We start from the raw sequence: 16,180 nt of genomic DNA on the forward strand, positions 1-16,180 counted from the left end.
CCTGTACAATTAACTTTGAAACAATTAAAAAACCAGATTTATGTTTGACAATAACGAATTCAGAAAATATGCCACAAAACACATGGGCATTAACAGCTTAACTTTTGACAGCTATAGCTCAAGAATAACTTCCTCTCTTACTCCATATATCATCGAAGAACGTCAGTTAAACGTTGCACAGATGGACGTGTTCTCGCGTTTGATGATGGATCGCATTATCTTTTTAGGAACAGGTATTAACGATCAGGTAGCAAATATCGTTCAGGCGCAGTTGTTATTCCTAGAATCGGTAGACGCTAAGAAAGATATTCAGATTTATATTAACTCTCCGGGTGGTTCTGTTTATGCAGGCTTAGGTATTTATGATACCATGCAGATTGTTCGTCCGGATGTGGCAACAATTTGTACAGGTATGGCCGCTTCAATGGGTGCGGTATTACAATGCGCCGGTGCTAAAGGAAAGCGTACAGCATTAAAACATGCACGCATCATGATTCACCAACCATTAGGCGGCGCAGAAGGACAAGCTTCAGATATCGAAATCACTGCACGTGAAATTCAGAAATTGAAAAAAGAATTATATGAAATCATTGCGCATCACAGTGGACAAACTTATGATAAGGTTTGGGCGGATAGTGACCGTGACTACTGGATGATTGCCGAAGAAGCAAAAGCTTACGGTATGATTGATGAGGTTTTATTGAAGAAATAAACTTCGGATTAAATAGAAATAAAAAACCCCGGCTAATTGTCGGGGTTTTTTGTTTTTCGTGTAGTTTAATGGATGAAAAATAATTCCGTTTTACTACTTTTAATGCAGACAATAATATGGACAGACGCCGATTTTTAAAAACCACCGGATTAGTGAGTGCCTTTGCTGCTACATCAACTAGTTCTTTTGCACAAACTATTTCTTCAACGAACGATAAGAAAAACTTAATCGATCCTGAAATCATTGAGAAGTTACGTTCACGCATTGTTCCCATCTCTTCGGAAGAACGTTCTTTGAGAATTGAAAAAGCCCAAAAATTAATGGCGCAAAATAAAATGGATGCCATCTTTATGGAAGGCGGTACCAGTTTAGATTATTTCACCGGCGTAAGATGGGGTCGCTCGGAAAGACTATTCGGAATGCTGCTTCTGAAAAACGGCGTGCCAATTTTCATTTCACCCAAATTTGAAGAAACACGCGCAAAAGAACAAATAGGCAATGCCAGATTATTTTGCTGGGAAGAACATGAGAGTCCGTTTGAATTACTAAACAAACTCTTTAAAGAAATTGCCTCCGGTTTCAATACCATTGGCATGGAAGAAACTACACGCTTTTTTATTACACAGGGACTAAAAAACACTAACATTAATCTCAATATTACTTCCGCCACACCTATTACTGCCGGTTGTCGCGGTGTAAAAACAGAACATGAAATTGAGCTCATGCAAATTGCCAATGATATGGCGATGGAAGTTTACAAAGTGGCGGTTACGCAACTAAAAGAAGGAATGACAGAAGGAGAATATGGTAAAATTATCTCCGATTTATTTGCAGAGTTTGGTGTAGGCGGCGGTGCTTTGGTTTTATTTGGTGAAGCTAGCGCGCATCCACATGGTTTAGTACAAGAGGTTAAGTTAAAAGCAAATGATATTGTATTAATGGATGGTGGCTGTTCGGTTGAAGGTTATGAATCAGACATTACCCGCACGGTTGTGTATGGAAAACCTTCTAAAAAAATGAATGATGTTTTTGAAATTGTTTTAAAAGCACAACAAGAAGCTTTGAAGTTTGCAAAACCCGGCGTAAGTTTTGAATCGGTTGACGCAGTGGCTCGAAAAGTTATCAGTGATGCGGGTTATGGTCCGGGTTATAAATATTTCACACACCGTTTAGGTCATGGCATTGGGATGGATGGCCACGAATGGTATTATGTGGTTGGAGGAAATAAACGACTGATGGAAAAAGGCAACATGATGAGCAATGAGCCGGGCATTTATTTATTGAATGAATTCGGCATTCGCATAGAAGACGAAATGCTGATTACCGAAAACGGCGCTAAATTATTATTACCGAAACAACAAAGTCTGGAAGTGATGTTTTAAGCCTTGTAAGGTCGAGCGTAGTCGAGACCTATCATTTGCAAAATCACTTCTCGACTTCGCTCGAAGTGACAGCATAAAAGTGAATTAACAAAAAACTTTAAGAATATTCTTAATAATTAATCACCTGCTCTTCTATTCCTTCCGGCAACTTACGGTCTTCGTATTGCTGATTTCTTAACTGAGGTTCGAAGCCTGCTTCTTTAATCGCATCCTGAATTGTTTTGTAGGTAAAACGATGCGGTGCACCTGCTGCACTCACTACATTTTCCTCTATCATAATACTTCCAAAATCGTTAGCGCCGGCATGTAAGCAAATTTGCGCTGTTGCTTTGCCAACAGTTAACCACGATGCTCCAATATTCTCAATATTTGGCAACATAATACGACTTAAGGCTAACATACGTATATATTCGTCGGAGCTAACATTATTCTTAATTCCTTTCAAACGATTCAATAAAGTACCGTCATCCTGAAATGGCCATAAAATAAAAGCGATAAATCCTTTAGAGCTTTCCGGTTTTTGCGCTTGTACTTCGCGTAACCACACTAAATGCTCAAAGCGTTCTTGAATCGTCTCAACATGCCCAAACATCATGGTGGCAGATGTTGTTAATCCCAATTGATGAGCGGCTTTCATAACCTCTAACCATTCACGCCCGGTACATTTTCCTTTAGAAATTAATCGACGCACCCTGTCATTTAAAATTTCAGCACCGGCTCCCGGTAAACTATCCATACCGGCCTCCATCAATGCTTTTAAAACCTCTGTATGTGTTGATTTTTCAAGCTTAGTAATGTGAGCGATTTCAGGCGGACCAAGTGCATGTAATTTTATCTGCGGAAACATTTTTTTGATCTCGCGGAAAGTTTTGGTGTAGTACTCTAACCCCAAATCCGGATGATGTCCGCCTTGCAACAATAACTGCTCTCCTCCGTACTTTATTGTTTCTTCAATTTTAGCCTTGTAAGTCGACATATCCGTGATATAAGCCTCGGCATGTCCCGGAATTCGGTAAAAATTACAAAATTTACAATTGGCAATACAAACGTTGGTAGTATTAAGGTTTCGGTCGATGATCCAGGTCACCTTCTTTGAGTTATTCTTCTTAATGTTACGTATCTCATTGGCTACAAACATTAATTCAGTTGTAGAAGCGTTTTCAAACAAAAAAACGCCCTCTTCAATACTCAAAAATTCGAGGTTCAAAGCCCTCTTTAAAATGTCGCTGATATTCATCACCTCAAAGTTACAATAAAGCCTTCATATTTTAGGTTAATAATTACAAATTTGTATATTCGTAGGCACCAATTTATTATGATAACAATTAAGAAAACAAGCAATCCGGTAAAAGGTTCTAACCTGGCCATTATTTGCGAAAAATTTAAGAATAAACCGACTTATCATTTTGATAATTCTGTGACTGAATATATCACTAAACAATTATCCGATCCCGATAAGAAGTTTGTTTCTTTAAATCACCTTGGACAATTGATTTATGTTATCATTATCGACCCTAAAAAAGACATTAATAAAACCCATGAAGGTTTGCGAAAGAACGGAAGTTCCATTACTGATGCTATTAATGGCACAAAAGGCAAACACCTTACCGTTATAAACGAAACTGCAAAAAGTTCTCATTCGTTGGCATTAGCTGAAGGATTGGCTTTAGGAAATTACCAATTCATCAAGCACAAACCTAGCGCTAAAAAAGGAGCTAACACATTCGAATCTGTTTCTATAGTTGACAGCAGATTAAAAGATGAGCAAATAAGCAAATTAAATATTGTTGTTGATGCTACCATCAAAGCAAGAAATTTAGTAAACGAACCTGTAAATATTTTAAATGCTCAAGGCTTAGCAGATGCGTTTAAGGATTTCGGCAAGAGCGCGGGTTTTAAAGTAGAAGTTTACAACAAAGCAAAAATCACACAGTTAAAAATGGGAGGGTTACTTTCCGTGAATGCAGGAAGTGTTGACGAACCAACCTTTACCATTATGGAATACAAACCAAAAAATGCGCGTAACAAAAAACCTTACGTGTTAGTTGGCAAGGGCGTGGTATATGATACAGGTGGATTAAGTTTAAAGCCAACCCCAAACAGCATGGACTCTATGAAATGCGACATGGCCGGTGCTGCTGCTGTTGGAGCAACCATGTATGCAATTGCTAAAGCCAAATTGAATGTTCATGTTGTAGGTTTAGTTCCTGCCACTGATAATCGTCCGGGCTTTAATGCATTTGCACCGGGTGATATTATCACGATGATGGATGGAAGTACTGTAGAGATGTTAAACTCCGATGCAGAAGGCCGAATGATTTTAGCAGATGCATTACACTTTGCGAAAAAATACGAACCCGAATTAACAATCGACTTAGCTACATTAACAGGCGCAGCTGCGGCAGCGATCGGACAATACGGAATTGTGTCTATGGGTACAGCGGCAGAACGTCATACGAATCGCTTGAAAGATAGCGGACACAGAGTTCATGAGCGTTTAGCTGAATTTCCTTTCTGGGAGGAGTATGATGAGTTAATGAAGTCTGATATTGCGGATCAAAAAAATATTGGCGGACCTTACGGTGGTGCTATTACTGCAGGTAAGTTTTTGGCGAAGTTTACAAACTATCCTTATTACCATTTAGATATTGCTGGACCTGCTTTCATTGCCGGAAAAGACGCTTATCGCACTAAAGGCGCCACCGGTGTAGGTGTACGATTATTATTTGATTTCTTTTCGAACTTGTATAAATAGAAATGTTTCGTTCAGTAAGAAAATACAAATTAATTTGCCTTTTACTGTTAACGCTTAATGGAATTTCATTCTCATTTAAAGCACAAGACAGTAAATACGCGTTGATTGTAATTCATTATGACCCGTCCAGCAAAACTGATTTTAAACAATTAGTTTATGCCTACCATTTTTTAAACGGGCATTTTACCGGACGTGAGGAACTGATGTCATTTAAAGGCAGAGTAAACAATGCTGATTATGTAAGGACAGATAAGGGTAACAATTTTATTTATCAAAACCGTTACATGATTACCGGTATGGGACACATTGTTGACTTAAAGGAAAAGAAAATTTTATTTGATCAAAGAGCAAATTTAGTAAGATGCAGTAATGACAGCGCTATCTATTACACGAATGATGCTTTCAAAGGAAAATTTTACTCAGTTTATAATTTCACCACCAAACAATACGCAGAAGTAAAAAAGCTAACGTTTAAAGCCATTGTTGGTCAAGATGTGGAATTTGATAAAACCAATGCGCCCTACATCATCAACTATTATCCTCAAAACAAACCTAAGGTGGTTTTAACTACGGATGCCGGTTTCGGACAAATCATAGATGGTAAAAAACCGGATCCTGCCCTAGCTTGGCTCGATAACAGTAATTTAGTTTATGCAAAATTCAATAAAGAAAATAACGCGGTTGAATTTGTGAAAATAAACATAGAGAGTAAGGCGTCAACCGTTATAGGTAAAGGCGTTATTAAGCCACAAAGTGAAGCCGGTACCTTTACAAAACTTTCAAAATCGCAATTACTCTTTGTTATTGGTGAGAAACAATTTACAATTGATGTAGAGAAGAACGCGGTAACTGAAATCCTATTTACTGTTCCGCAAAATGGTTTTGCTGTGGAATGCGCGAAAAAAGGTTACGGACGACTCATCAAATTAAATGATAAAGAAATTGGTAAAAATCATTTTCAATTAAAAAATTTCAAAACAGAAAACAACATTGCCGCCATCGTTAAAGAATTAGTAATCGGTACAGATTCCTACCAACAAGGTATGTCGGTTTGGAATAACACAAAGCCGGGATGGGAATCAGTAGACTGTGAAGATGTGGTAGCTTTGATTGGTTGGATAAAAGAATAAAGATAGGATTATGTCAGACGAAAAAATAAAGGTTGGAATTTCTCAAGGAGACATCAATGGCATTGGCCTTGAAGTTATCTTAAAAACGTTAATGGAACCCGGAATTACAGAAATATGTACGCCCGTTTTATTTAGCTCTCAAAAAACAGTGTCTTATCACCGTAAGGCACTCAATCTTGATGAGTTTAATTTCAATCCTATTCGCGACTTCAGTCAGTTTAACAACAAAAAAGTAAATGTTTTTGTTTGCTACGAAGAAGAGGTAAATATTGAGATTGGTAAAGCCACTGAGTTGAGCGGAAAATATGCGCTTAATTCTTTAGAGAAAGCAACGCAGGCTTTATTAAACAACCAAGTGGATGTTTTAGTAACCGGACCAATTCACAAACACAACATTCAAAGTGCTGAATTTAATTTTCCGGGACATACAGAATACTTAGGTGCAAAATTGGGTGGCGAGCCTTTAATGCTTTTAACTTCTGATGATTTAAAGGTGGCTGTTGTTACCGGACATGTTCCTTTAAAAGATGTAGCCTCAAAAATTTCAAGTGATAAAGTTTACCAAAAAATTAATCAGCTCTATAAATCTTTAAAAGAAGATTTTGGAATACGAAAACCTAAAATCGCCGTATTAGGATTAAATCCACATGCCGGCGATAATGGTGTGATTGGTGTTGAAGATAAAGAATTAATAGCGCCCGCAGTTCAAAAAGCATTAGATGAAAATAAATTGGTTTATGGTCCTTACTCTGCCGACGGATTTTTTGGAAAAGGTTTGCAATCACAATTTGATGCTGTGCTTGCGATGTATCACGATCAAGGATTAATTCCATTCAAAACTTTAGCATTTAATAGTGGTGTCAATTTTACTGCAGGCTTAAATTATGTTAGAACCAGTCCTGATCACGGAACAGGTTATGATATTGCAGGAAAAAACCTGGCAGACGAGTCATCTTTTAAAAAGGCTATCTATACAGCTATTGATATTTATAAGAACAGAAAACTTTACCAGGAAATTAACGCCAATCCTTTACAGCATACGACTATTAAAAAGGAAAGATAGAGTACAAATCGCTCTAATTGTCTGTTTTTAAGTGCAATTACAAAATAAATTTGGAGTCAATTAAATTATTGATTTATATTTGCATCGAATTAATTACCCACCCAGTGCGTAGTTAGTTTATAAAGAAGTGGCGAGAGAATAGGCTCACTGACCCACTGGCAACCAACTAAAAGTAGCGAGTATTTACCTCGCTATTGGAAAACCGGTGCCAATTCCTACCCTGATGAGAGAGCAGGGAAAAATAAATTAAATACGAAACAATGAAAAAACAAATCTCAACAAACAGAATTGGCGGCGGCATCACCTGCACGCGCTCGGTAATTACATCTTATTCTTTCATTGGCGATGTTTCAATCGCCATCGCGAGCCAAGCCTCGCGACATACTTTCATGTGTTGTATGTGCTGCTGTTGCTGCATGTGCTAGTCATTTTACTTTTTTAATTCATTAAGTAATGCCGGGCACAAAAAGTCCGGTCAAATTTATTTTAATTAATTCCAAATTCACCTTAAAAAAGATGAAGGAGGCCAAATAAAACAAACATGAAAACAAATAAAACAAACATAAAATCAAGTGCCGAATTAATCGGACAACAAAACTATAAGCAGTATCTGGAAATTCAAGCTACCTACGGTTTCGCGCAAAGAGGTGGAACAAAAGTTCCATTTTACGAATCATCTCAGTCAAAAAGATTAGTGAGTAACATTAACATTCTCGAAAGTGCTGAATTAAAAAAATTAGTGTTTAACGAAATAATCTTTGGTAATTAAAATGAGCACATCTGTTTATAAATACAATAAAGTATTTCAGTTAGAAGGAGGAGCTTCACTTCCCGGATTGGAGATTGCCTACAACACCTATGGCACTTTAAACAAAGAAAAAAATAATGTCATTTGGGTTAGTCATGCGCTCACTGCCAACAGCGACGTGTTTGATTGGTGGAAAGGATTATTCGGTGAAAATGATTTCTATAATCCCAAAGAACATTTCATTGTTTGTGCAAACAACTTGGGTTCATGCTATGGCACAACCGGTCCTTTAAGTATAAATCCTGATACCAATCAATCCTGGTTTAGTTATTTCCCACACATCACTACCCGCGATCAGGCAAGATTGCTGGATGTTTTACGCGAACATTTGGGAATAAATAAAATACAAACTTTAATTGGTGGATCTCAAGGTGCACAAATTGCGCAAGAGTGGAGTTTATTAAAACCGGAACTGGTTGAAAATTTAATTTTAATTGCTACCAATGCTAAACATTCTCCATGGGGAGTAGCTTTTAATGAATCGCAACGCTTAGCGGTGAAAGCCGATAGAACTTACTATTCGAACACCGAAGACGGCGGACAAAAAGGATTAGCAGCCGCAAGAAGTATTGCTTTGTTGAGTTACCGTAATTATCACACCTATCATAATACACAGCAAGAAACAAATCATAACAAAATAAACGATTTTGCTTCTTCATCGTATCAGCGTTACCAGGGTGAAAAATTAGTGAAACGATTTAATGCTTACTCATATGTGCGTTTATCCGAAGCAATGGATGCGCATAACGTTGCGCGCAACAGAAGCGAAACGCCCGAGCATGCTTTAAGCACCATTAAATCCAAAACATTGGTTGTTGCCATCAGCTCCGACTTGCTATTTCCTCCAAGCGAGCAGGAATTTTTGGCAAAACATATACCGAACGCGCAATTTAAAACCATTGATTCATTTTACGGACACGATGGATTTTTACTGGAAACAAAACAATTAACAGAATTACTAAAGGAATTTTACTCTAGTACAACAAAAAAGAACAAACAACTATTAACCTTAATTTAATTAGTAAATAAAATGGCAAAGAATTTAAAAATAGGATTATTCGGATTTGGCTGTGTTGGTCAGGGATTATACCACGTATTAAACAACAGCAAGGGATTCAAAGCGGATATTGTAAAAATTGCAGTTAAGAACAAATCGAAAGATCGTCCCTTAGATAAAGGCGTTTTCACCTTTGATAAGTTTGAGATATTAGACAATCCTGAAATCGACGTAATAGTTGAATTAATTGACGATGCAGATGAAGCTTACAATATAGTTAAGTACGCTCTGAGCAAAGGCAAACATGTGGTTACGGCCAATAAAAAAATGGTAGCGCAGCATTTACAGGAATTGTACAATCTGCAACATGAGAAAAACGTTTCGTTCTTATATGAAGCATCCAGCTGTGGAAGTATTCCTATCATCCGAACATTGGAGGAATATTTCGATAACGAACAAATTCAAAAAGTGAGCGGCATTTTTAATGGAACCACGAATTACATCCTTACAAAAACGATTTCAGAAAAACTATCCTATGAAGCAGCTTTAAAACAAGCCCAGGAAAAAGGATTTGCTGAAAGCGATCCAACTAATGATGTGGAAGGTTTTGATGCAAAATTCAAAGCCATCATTATTGCCTTACACGCCTTTGGTGTTTTTGCGAAACCGGAAGACGTATTGAATATCGGCATCACCACATTAAGCGATTATGACATCAATTATGCAGCCGAAAAAAGCTACAAGATTAAATTAATTCCAACTGTAACTAAGGTTGCTGATGATAAGGTGAGCATTTTTGTTCTTCCTAAATATGTTAACAACAACAATCATTTGTTTAGTGTGGATAATGAATTTAATGGTGTGATTGTTGACGGAGAATTTTCTGGAGAACAGTTCCTGAAAGGTCGCGGTGCAGGCGGACACCCAACAGGAGCTGCTGTATTATCCGACATTTCCGCGTTGTCATATGGTTATAAATACGAGTACAAAAAGCAAAAACAAAATCCAAAAATTCAGTTCACTAACGATGTTACACTAAAAATTTACTTAAGGTATAATAACGAGGAGGAACTAAAGAATTTTGTATTTGACAGCATCAACGAACAATACACAGGCGGAGAATATCATTATGTTATTGGCGTGATTAAACTTGCCGCACTTATAAAAAACAAGGAATTCATTTTGAAGAATAAACTCTTTGTAGCTTCCGTTGGTGATGACATCAAATTAATTGGCAAATCTGAAAACATAAATGAGTCTGCTAAAAAACAAGTTGCTTTTGCTTAAATTGAAATACATATCTATTGTTTTACTTACTTTTATTTTCTGCTCATTCATCATGCAGTCGAAAAAGAAAATAAGATATGTGGCGCTGGGCGATTCGTATACAATTTGTACAGGGGCAAAACCGAGTGAAGCATGGCCGGTTCTGTTGAGCAAACATTTGAAGGATGCGGGAATTGACATTGAGCTTATAGCCAACCCATCCGCGAATGGATTCAGCACTCAAAATCTTATTGACTATGAGCTTTCTGTTTTTGAAGAATCAAAAGCAAATTTTGTCACTTTACTTATTGGAGTAAATGATTGGGTGAGAAACGTAGACAAACAAACGTATACCAAAAATCTTCAATTCATCTTAGATAAAGTTCAGGCGAAACTAGAGGATAAATCAAAAATTCTACTGATAACTATTCCTGACTTTGGTGTGACGCCCGAGGGTAAAAATTATGGAAACGGGCGGAACATTTCTGAAGGCATCAATGAATTTAACACGATTATCAAAACGGAAGCTGCAAAGCGAAAACTTCCGGTAGTGGATATTTTCAAACTATCTAAGGAAATGGGGAATAAGCCTGATCTAGTGGCTGCTGATGGACTACACCCAAGCGCTAAAGAGTATACCGAATGGGAAAAACTCATTTTTCCGGCTGCTAAATCGCTTTTAGAAAAATAATATTTGGAGAATCGGTTTTTTTGCCATTATTTTGTCACACAAATGAAATTAATGAGCCATATCCATCATCACGCTTCACTTACCCAGGTAGGTCATGATGGTATTGGTATATAACTTAGATAACAAACAACAACCATACGAAGGCTTACCAAATACGGTAAGCCTTTTTTTATTAAATTAATAGACACAAAAATTATGAAACTAAAAATTGCCATACAAAAATCAGGACGACTTAGCGAAGACTCATTGCGTCTTCTAAAGGAATGCGGCATCGATATTAATAACGGCTTAAACAAATTGAAAACCGAAGCTTATAATTTTCCGCTAGAAATTTATTTCTTACGTGATGATGATATTCCGCAATACATTGAGGACGGTGTTGCTGATATCGGTATCGTTGGTGAAAATGTTTTACTGGAAAAAAACAAACAGGTTAAAACAGTAGACAAATTAGGATTTGGTAAATGCCGCTTGTCTCTGGCAATTCCAAAGGATAAAAATTACAAATCAATTAAAGATTTAAACGGTTTGCGTATTGCTACCTCCTACTCTAACATACTTTCAAAATTCCTTAAACAAAATAAAGTAAAGGCTGAAATTCACGAAATCAGCGGAAGCGTTGAAATTGCACCAAGCATTGGATTAGCTGATGCCATTTGTGATTTAGTAAGTTCAGGAAGTACACTTTTAAGTAACGGATTAAAGGAAGTTGAAGTCATATTGAGATCAGAATCGGTTTTAATTGCCAACAAAAAATTAAGCAAAGAGAAAACAGAATTACTGAATAAATTATTGTTCCGTATTAAAGCATTAAGATCAGCTAAAAACAACAAATACATTTTATTAAATGCTCCAAATAACAAACTGGATGCCATTTGTAAAATATTACCGGGAATGAAAAGTCCGACTATTTTGCCTTTAGCCGACAAAGGCTGGAGTTCAGTGCACTCTGTCGTAGAAGAGAATCAGTTTTGGGATATAATTGAAAAATTAAAAGCGAATGGCGCGCAGGGAATTTTAGTTGTACCAATTGAAAAAATGATTTTATAATGATTACAATTAATTATCCGGATAAATCCACTTGGAAAGAAATATTAAAGCGTCCTGCGCTTGATTCAACTTCATTGGAAACTACTGTTAAATCCATTTTAGCAGACATCAAATCAAATGGGGATAGCGCGGTGAAGAAATATGCCTTACAGTTTGATAAGGCCAATTTAAATGCATTTGAAGTAAATCAGAATGAAATTAAGTCGGCTGAAACAAAACTAAGTACTGAATTAAAGAACGCCATTCAAAATGCCAAAAACAATATTGAGAAATTTCACTCTGCTCAAAAAGAAGAAACACAGCAAATAGAAACAACTAGCGGCGTAAATTGCTGGCGAAAATCTGTGGGCATTGAAAAAGTAGGATTATATATACCCGGCGGTTCTGCTCCACTCTTCTCTACTGTGTTGATGTTGGGGGTTCCGGCTAAACTGGCGGGCTGCAAAGAAATTATTTTATGTACTCCTTCTGATTCGAATGGAAATATTAATCCTGCTATATTATTTGCAGCACAATTAGTAGGTGTTACCAAAATATTTAAAGTTGGCGGTGTGCAAGCTATTGCCGCAATGGCCTATGGTACCGAAAGCATTCCACAGGTTTACAAAATTTTTGGACCGGGTAATCAATATGTAACTTGTGCTAAACAACTCATTAATAAAGAAGGTGTAGCTATTGATATGCCGGCCGGACCATCAGAAGTAGCTGTTATTGCAGATGAAACTTGTGTGCCTGCGTTTGTAGCGGCTGATTTGCTATCACAGGCAGAACACGGAGCAGACAGTCAGGTTATTTTAGTAAGCAATTCTGAAAATGTAATCAAAAAAGTAAATGAGGAATTAGAGCTGCAATTAAAAGCACTTAGCAGAAATACTATTGCTGAAAAAGCTTTACAAAACAGCAAAGCCATTCTTGTCAATTCATTAGAAGAAGGATTGGAATTGCTAAACGAATATGCTTCAGAGCATTTAATTATTGCTTGTAGTAATGCAGATGAATTAGCAGGAATAGTAGTAAATGCAGGATCTGTTTTTATTGGCAATTACTCCTGTGAAAGTGCTGGTGATTATGCCTCCGGAACAAATCACACTTTGCCAACCAATGGATATGCGAAAGCCTATAGCGGTGTTTCTTTAGACAGTTTTGTAAAGAAAATTACTTTCCAGAAATTAAGCAAAGAAGGAATCAACACAATTGGAAAAACCATCGAGTTAATGGCAGAAGCAGAAGGACTTGATGCGCACAAAAATGCAGTTTCAATCAGATTAAAGTATTAAGATTAAAAATATTAATATGGAATTCAATTTAGATACTATTACAAGAACAAACATAAAAAACCTTAAGCCTTATTCATCAGCACGCAGCGAGTTTAAAGGCAAAGAAGGAATATTTTTAGATGCTAACGAGAATTCATTTGGTTCTCCATTGGACGCTAACTACAATCGTTACCCCGACCCGTTGCAATTAGATGTAAAAGAAAAACTGGGTAAAATAAAAGGTTTACCTATTCAGAACATTTTTCTTGGCAATGGCAGTGATGAAGCGATTGATATTTTATTCAGGGCGTTTTGTAATCCCGGAGTAGATAACATCATTATTTGTCCGCCTACTTATGGCATGTATGAAGTGTCGGCAAATATCAACGATGTAAAAATTAAAAGAGTTCCGTTAACATCTGAAGAATTTCAATTAGACACAGAAAACATCTTAAAGGCAATCGACAACAACACTAAATTAATTTTCATCTGTTGTCCGAACAACCCTACAGGGAACGGTGTAAAATGGGAAGCCATTAAAAAAATACTTGAGAATTTTTCAGGACTAGTCATTATTGATGAAGCTTACATCAACTTCGCCAGATACAGAAGTCTGATTCCCGAACTTTTAAATTATCCTAACCTGGTTATTCTACAAACCTTATCCAAAGCATGGGGACTTGCAGGATTACGTGTAGGAATGGCGTTTGCTTCTGAACCCATTATCGATATTTTTAACCGCATAAAACCTCCCTATAACATTAACATCGCTTCGCAAAAATTAGTTTTAGAAGCCTTAAACAATACAGACAAAATTAATGCTTGGATAAAAGAAACCGTTGAAGAGCGAGATAAACTCAGCGCTGAACTAGCTATGCTTCCTTTTATCATTAAAGTATACCCGAGCGATGCAAATTTCATACTGGTTAAAACAAACGATCCTTTGGCAATTTACAATTACCTTGTAACTAAGAAAATCATCATACGCGACAGAAGCAAAGTAGAATTATGTGAAGGATGTTTACGTATTACTGTTGGAACTAAAGAAGAGAATAGAAAATTAATTGATACACTTAAAGAAATTAGTAATTAGTAACAGAAGAAAGAAGTATGACAATGAAAACACAGAGATTTGAAGAACTTATAGTATGGCAAAAAGCACATGCTTTGGTTTTAGAAATTTACAAACTATCTAAAGACTCCCCTAAAGAAGAAACCTATGGAATTACTTCTCAGGTAAGAAGATCCTCTGTTTCTGTTGCGGCCAATATTTCAGAGGGCTACAGAAAAAAAGGTAAAGCTGACAAGCTAAGATTTTTAAATATTGCTGAAGGCTCACTTGATGAAACAAAATATTATTTAATATTAATACGTGACTTGAAATTTATAAAAAACGAATACGATAAATTATTTGAACTGAGTGAAGAAGTATCAAAATTACTTAATGCATATTCAATAGCTATTCGTAATTCAATTAACAAATAATTCTAACTTCTGTATTCTAAACACTATATTCTTATTTATGAAAAAAGTATTATTTATTGACCGCGATGGAACTTTAATTTGGGAACCACCGGATACTTTTCAAATTGACAGTTTCGAAAAATTAAAATTCCTGCCTGGCGTATTCACCTGGCTGGGTAAAATTGCAAAGGAACTGGATTATGAACTGGTAATGGTAACCAATCAGGATGGATTAGGAACAGATTCTTTTCCCGAAAACACCTTTTGGCCGGTTCAGAATTTTATGGTTGAAAGTTTAGCCAACGAAGGCATTGTTTTTTCTGATGTCTGCATCGACCGCTCATTTGAGTTTGAAAATAAACCTACGCGCAAACCTAACACAGGTATGCTCACGAAATACGTGGACGGTTCATACGATTTACAAAACTCCATTGTAATTGGCGACCGACTCACCGATATTAAATTGGCAGCAAATCTTAAATGCAAAGCCATACTCATAAAAAATAACGACATTCCACAAGGTCACGAAGCAATAGAAGCCATTGTGGAGAACTGGGAACAGATTTACAACCTTCTGAAACTTCCTCCGAGGATTGCAGAACACTCCCGCAAAACAAACGAAACCGATATTAATATTAAACTCAATTTTGACGGAACCGGAAAAGCAAATATTGATACCGGCCTGAATTTCTTTAATCACATGCTGGAACAAATTGCACGCCATGGTTCAATTGATTTAACCATAAAAGCGAAAGGCGATTTGCACATTGACGAGCACCACACCATTGAAGATATTGGTATTGCTCTTGGTGAAGCCTTCACAAAAGCCATTGGCAATAAAAAAGGAATTGAACGCTATGGTTTTTGTTTGCCGATGGATGATTGCTTAGCACAGGTGGCTATTGATTTTGGCGGAAGAAACTGGATTGAATGGGACGCAAAATTCAATAGGGAAAAAGTTGGTGACATGCCAACAGAAATGTTTTTTCACTTTTTCAAATCCTTTAGTGATGCGTCAAAATGCAACTTAAATATTAAAGCAGAAGGCGAAAATGAGCACCATAAGATTGAAGCGATATTTAAATCGTTTGCCAAGGCGGTGAAATTTGCTTTAAAGAGGGATCCGGAGAGAATGGAATTACCTTCTACTAAGGGGCTTCTGTGAAGTTAAGGAGTAAGTATCAGTAAATATTTACACAAAACAAATTATGGAAAAAACAAGACATTTAAGGAACTAATCGTGTGGCAAAAGAGTCACAAACTAGTATTAGAAATATACAGAACAACAAAGAGCTATCCAAAAGAAGAAGTTTATGCACTTACTAGTCAAATCAGACGTGCATCTGTTTCAATAGCTGCTAACATTTCTGAAGGTTATAAAAAGAAAACTAAAGCTAGCAAATTGAATTTTCTGAATATTTCAGAAGGGTCATTGGAAGAAGTAAAGTACTATATACTCTTGTCAAAAGATCTGGAATACATTACAGAAAAAGAATATGATAATTTAGAAAACATGTGTAATGAGGTCGGCAGGTTGATAAACGGATACTCCATTGGTGTTTCCAAAAACAACTAACCTTACTCCTTATACTTTCTCCTTACACTA

At 36.6% G+C, this 16,180-nt stretch carries 16 protein-coding genes and 1 riboswitch; of the genes, 15 read left to right on the top strand and 1 reads right to left on the bottom strand.

Annotated elements, in window-relative coordinates:
* Positions 1–40 precede the first annotated feature (40 nt).
* Complete coding sequence (gene clpP, locus J0L69_16135) at positions 41–712, top strand: ATP-dependent Clp endopeptidase proteolytic subunit ClpP (protein ID MBN8694725.1); 672 nt, start codon at positions 41–43, stop codon at positions 710–712.
* 116 nt (positions 713–828) lie between these two features.
* Complete coding sequence (locus J0L69_16140; protein MBN8694726.1) at positions 829–2,094, top strand: aminopeptidase P family protein; 1,266 nt, start codon at positions 829–831, stop codon at positions 2,092–2,094.
* 109 nt (positions 2,095–2,203) lie between these two features.
* Here J0L69_16140 and mqnC read toward each other — a convergent pair whose 3' ends face one another.
* Entirely contained in the window at positions 2,204–3,331 is a 1,128-nt protein-coding gene (gene mqnC, locus J0L69_16145) for a dehypoxanthine futalosine cyclase (GenBank protein ID MBN8694727.1), read from the bottom strand.
* A 78-nt stretch (positions 3,332–3,409) separates the two neighbouring features.
* Between mqnC and J0L69_16150 the strand changes: the two genes are divergently transcribed.
* The 13 genes from J0L69_16150 (at position 3,410) to J0L69_16210 (ending at position 16,150) form a co-directional block, all read left to right on the top strand.
* The gene (locus J0L69_16150) at positions 3,410–4,849 is read left to right on the top strand and encodes a peptidase M17 (GenBank protein MBN8694728.1); all 1,440 of its coding nucleotides are present in this window, start codon (positions 3,410–3,412) and stop codon (positions 4,847–4,849) included.
* 2 nt (positions 4,850–4,851) lie between these two features.
* Complete coding sequence (locus J0L69_16155; GenBank protein ID MBN8694729.1) at positions 4,852–5,979, top strand: hypothetical protein; 1,128 nt, start codon at positions 4,852–4,854, stop codon at positions 5,977–5,979.
* 10 nt (positions 5,980–5,989) lie between these two features.
* On the top strand, positions 5,990–7,042 hold the full coding sequence (gene pdxA, locus J0L69_16160; protein ID MBN8694730.1) for a 4-hydroxythreonine-4-phosphate dehydrogenase PdxA: 1,053 nt from the start codon (positions 5,990–5,992) through the stop codon (positions 7,040–7,042).
* A gap of 114 nt (positions 7,043–7,156) precedes the next feature.
* Positions 7,157–7,290: riboswitch (SAM riboswitch) on the top strand.
* A 293-nt stretch (positions 7,291–7,583) separates the two neighbouring features.
* Entirely contained in the window at positions 7,584–7,811 is a 228-nt protein-coding gene (locus tag J0L69_16165) for a hypothetical protein (protein MBN8694731.1), read from the top strand.
* A gap of 1 nt (position 7,812) precedes the next feature.
* Entirely contained in the window at positions 7,813–8,868 is a 1,056-nt protein-coding gene (gene metX / locus J0L69_16170) for a homoserine O-acetyltransferase (protein MBN8694732.1), read from the top strand.
* A gap of 12 nt (positions 8,869–8,880) precedes the next feature.
* Positions 8,881–10,134, top strand: a complete 1,254-nt coding sequence (locus tag J0L69_16175) for a homoserine dehydrogenase (protein MBN8694733.1) — start codon at positions 8,881–8,883, stop codon at positions 10,132–10,134.
* A gap of 1 nt (position 10,135) precedes the next feature.
* On the top strand, positions 10,136–10,804 hold the full coding sequence (locus J0L69_16180; GenBank protein MBN8694734.1) for an SGNH/GDSL hydrolase family protein: 669 nt from the start codon (positions 10,136–10,138) through the stop codon (positions 10,802–10,804).
* Between the two features lie 195 nt (positions 10,805–10,999).
* Positions 11,000–11,854 carry an ATP phosphoribosyltransferase gene (locus J0L69_16185; protein ID MBN8694735.1) on the top strand — a complete coding sequence of 285 codons (855 nt, stop codon included), beginning with the start codon at positions 11,000–11,002 and terminating at the stop codon, positions 11,852–11,854.
* Positions 11,854–13,131 (top strand): histidinol dehydrogenase, encoded by a 1,278-nt coding sequence (hisD, locus tag J0L69_16190; GenBank protein ID MBN8694736.1) that lies wholly within the window; start codon positions 11,854–11,856, stop codon positions 13,129–13,131. The genes J0L69_16185 and hisD overlap by 1 nt, the downstream gene beginning before the upstream one ends.
* A gap of 16 nt (positions 13,132–13,147) precedes the next feature.
* Complete coding sequence (gene hisC, locus J0L69_16195) at positions 13,148–14,203, top strand: histidinol-phosphate transaminase (protein MBN8694737.1); 1,056 nt, start codon at positions 13,148–13,150, stop codon at positions 14,201–14,203.
* 23 nt (positions 14,204–14,226) lie between these two features.
* Entirely contained in the window at positions 14,227–14,595 is a 369-nt protein-coding gene (locus J0L69_16200; GenBank protein ID MBN8694738.1) for a four helix bundle protein, read from the top strand.
* A gap of 37 nt (positions 14,596–14,632) precedes the next feature.
* Positions 14,633–15,739: a bifunctional histidinol-phosphatase/imidazoleglycerol-phosphate dehydratase HisB gene (hisB, locus tag J0L69_16205; GenBank protein ID MBN8694739.1), complete on the top strand. Its 1,107-nt coding sequence runs from the start codon at positions 14,633–14,635 to the stop codon at positions 15,737–15,739.
* Positions 15,740–15,754: 15 nt separating this feature from the next.
* Positions 15,755–16,150, top strand: a complete 396-nt coding sequence (locus tag J0L69_16210; protein MBN8694740.1) for a four helix bundle protein — start codon at positions 15,755–15,757, stop codon at positions 16,148–16,150.
* Positions 16,151–16,180 lie beyond the last annotated feature (30 nt).

Source organism: Bacteroidota bacterium (genome assembly GCA_017303905.1).
Lineage (GTDB): Bacteria > Bacteroidota > Bacteroidia > B-17B0 > Aurantibacillaceae > JAHEYG01.